We start from the raw sequence: 2,938 nt of genomic DNA, 5'->3' as shown, positions 1-2,938 counted from the left end.
TACGGAGGGGGGTTGTGGGGGACTTCCGGCCGCCGGATGTTCTGCGGTTCGGGTTCACGCCGCTCTATACGTCCTTCGCGGACGTGGAGCGGGCGGCGAGGGTACTCGCCGAGGTGTTGGGCGCCCCACTCCTGTGACCGGGGGCTGCGCCCCCGGACCCCCGCCTATTGGGGTGCGTCTTGCGTTGCGTGCGCGGCTGCGGGTCCGGTGGGGGCTGGTCGCGCAGTTCCCCGCGCCCCTGATGAGGTGCCCTGTTCCGTCACCTCCTGGTTGGGGGTCCGGGGGCGCAGCCCCCGGGGACGGTCACCCACCCGGCGTGATGAGGCCCGCCTCGTACGCGAAGACCGCCGCCTGCGTGCGGTCGCGCAGCCCCAGTTTCACCAGGATGCGGCTGACATGGGTCTTCACTGTCGACTCCGCCACGACCAACCCGGTCGCTATCTCCGCGTTGGAGCGGCCCTGGGCCACCAGGACCAGGACTTCCGTCTCGCGTTCGGTGAGGTCGCCGACGCGCTCCTGGGTGGCCACCTTCGGGGCGCCGAGCGGGGTGCTCAGGCGGGAGAACTCCTGGATGAGCCGCTTGGTGACCGCGGGGGCGAGCAGTGCCTCGCCGGCGGCCACGATGCGTACGCCGTCGGCGAGCTGACGGGCCGAGGCGTCCTTGAGCAGGAAGCCGCTCGCCCCGGCGCGCAGCGCCTGGTAGACGTACTCGTCCAGGTCGTAGGTGGTGAGGACCAGCACCTTCGCGTCGGCGTCCGCCGCGATGATCTCCCGGGTGGCCTCCAGGCCGTTGAGCACCGGCATCCGGATGTCCATCAGGACGATGTCCGGCCGCAGCGCAGCGACCTGCTCGACGGCCTGCCGCCCGTCGACCGCCTCGCCGACGACCTCGATGTCGGGCTGGGCGTTCAGCAGGACGGAGAAGCCCTCGCGGACCATCATCTGGTCGTCGACGATCAGGACGCGGATGGTCACGCCGCCACCTCTTCCACGGGTACGGGTTCCACGGGCACGGGCAGGAACGCGGCGACCTCGTAGCCGCCGTCGGGCGTGGCCTCCGCCGTCAGTTCGCCGCCGAGCATCGCGACCCGCTCCCGCATACCGAGTACGCCGTGCCCGGCGCCGGGCGACGCCTTGGCGAAGCGGTCCGCCGGGCCGTTGACGACCCGCAGGCCGAGCCCGCCGAGGACGTGGGCGATCTCGACGCGGACGGCGGCGCCGGGCGCGTGCCGCAGGGTGTTGCTCAGCGCCTCCTGCACGATGCGGTACGCCGACAGCTCCACGCCCTGCGGCAGCGTCCGCACCGCGCCCGTGGTGACGAGCTCGACGTCCGCACCGGCGGCGCGCACGTTGTCGATCAGGAAGCCGATGTCGGCCAGCGTGGGCTGCGGTGCCTCGGGAGCGGCGAAGGCGTCCGGGTTCTCCGACCGGACGACGCCCAGCACGCGCCGCAGCTCGGTGAGGGCCGACACGGCGTTCTCGCGGATCGTCTGGAACGCGGCGACGAGCTCCGGCGGAGGATTCTCGACGCGGTACGGGGCCGCCTCCGCCTGGATCGCGACGACCGACATGTGGTGCGCGACGACGTCGTGCAGCTCGCGGGCGATGGTCGTGCGCTCCTCCAGCACCGTCCGCCGCGACCGCTCCACCTCGGTAACCGCCGCCTGCGCCGCGACCTGCCGCTTGGACTCCCGCAGCCCGCGCACGGCGACGACGCCGAAGAGGGCTATGCCGGACAACACCTGGAACTGCGCCAGGTCGTCGAGGAAGAAGTCACCGGCGTACCGGCCGAAGACCCTGCCGAGCAGCGCGAGGAAGGCGCCGAGCGCGCCCGTGATCAGCCACATGCCGGCCGCCACGCGGGGCCGGGTGCGCAGCGCGACGAGCAGCGTGACGACGAGGTGGGTGAAGAAGAAGGTGCTCGGTGACCACGGGCTGTAGCTGTAGCCGGTGAGGAGCAGCCCGGGGAGCGTGAGCATGCCGAGCGAGAGCCACCACGCGCCGACCGGCCGGAACAGCGTCAGGAGCATCGGCAGCACGGCGACGAGACCCATGGCGGCGCCCACGAACAGTCCCCGCGCGTCGGCGCTCACGAGCACGATCAGGCCCGCGAACCCGCAGACGGCGGCGTGCGGCGCCCACCGCGTGTATCCCTGCCTGCCGCCGGGCAGCACCCGGACCAGCGTGTGGTCCGCAGGCAGCGGCGGCAGGGGGCGGAACGCGAAGGCGTCGGTGAAGAGGTCCTCGCGGAGTCCGGCGAGCGCGTTCTTCACCAGGCGCGCCTCACTGCGCGGACTGTGCTCATGGGTGTGGGTCACCCGACCACCGTAGGCAAGGGGCTCCGCCGACGCGTCCGTACGAATGCGGATTCCCGCCCGTCCGTCTCAGGTACTACGTGGGCATTGCGCGCGGTTCACGTCCGGGGGAGGACCAGGCGCCACGCGCCCTCCTGGACCGTCCAGGTGCGGGAGCGCACCGGGCCGGTCAGGACGTTGTCGGCGCGGTAGCGGAAGGACGGGCCCGTGACCGTGACGCGCCGGGCGCGGGCCCGGACGGGGCGGTCGAGGCCGTACGGATGGACGACCACCTCGGCCCGTCCGTCCACGGCGCAGACCGCCACCCGCGCCACCGGGTCGTCCAGGTCCACGAGCAGCGCGCCGTCCGCCTCCACCCGCAGCCGGGTGCACGACGGCACCTGGTGGCGGGCGGCCGGGCCGGTCAGCAGGGCGAGCGCCGAGCGCGCCGTCCGCGCGGCGGGCGACCACCACGGCTGGTGATCACCGCCGGAGCAGCCGGGCCCGCCGGAGCCGCCCCCGGCGCGGCCGCCCGGACCACCGCCCGGCTCGTCGGCGGGTCCGCCAGCCGGTCCGTCGGCCGGTCCGTCCACGAGGCCGCCGTCGGGCTCCGTGAGATCCGCCACGCCGGATATGCCCTGGCC

The 2,938-nt window shown here is 73.7% G+C and carries 2 protein-coding genes and 2 pseudogenes; 1 reads left to right on the top strand and 3 read right to left on the bottom strand.

Translation table 11 applies throughout. The features are described from left to right. Window positions 1–137 (top strand): annotated as a pseudogene (locus tag K6I34_RS34765) (kynureninase); the annotation flags it as partial. Between the two features lie 166 nt (window positions 138–303). On the opposite strand, the gene K6I34_RS34760 reads toward K6I34_RS34765, so the two are convergent. The 3 genes and pseudogenes from K6I34_RS34760 to K6I34_RS34750 all read right to left on the bottom strand — a co-directional run. Further along, complete coding sequence (locus tag K6I34_RS34760) at window positions 304–975, bottom strand: response regulator transcription factor (RefSeq protein WP_308294099.1); 672 nt, start codon at window positions 973–975, stop codon at window positions 304–306. Further along, window positions 972–2,318 (bottom strand): histidine kinase, encoded by a 1,347-nt coding sequence (locus K6I34_RS34755; protein ID WP_229332029.1) that lies wholly within the window; start codon window positions 2,316–2,318, stop codon window positions 972–974. The genes K6I34_RS34760 and K6I34_RS34755 overlap by 4 nt, the downstream gene beginning before the upstream one ends. Window positions 2,319–2,413: 95 nt before the next feature. Next, window positions 2,414–2,938, bottom strand: a pseudogene (locus tag K6I34_RS34750) (hypothetical protein); the annotation flags it as partial.

The sequence above is a fragment of the Streptomyces sp. UNOC14_S4 genome, assembly GCF_020740835.1.
Taxonomy (GTDB): domain Bacteria; phylum Actinomycetota; class Actinomycetes; order Streptomycetales; family Streptomycetaceae; genus Streptomyces.
The sequence above is the reverse complement of the archived record's forward strand: the minus strand, read 5'-3'. Positions and strand labels throughout refer to the sequence as shown.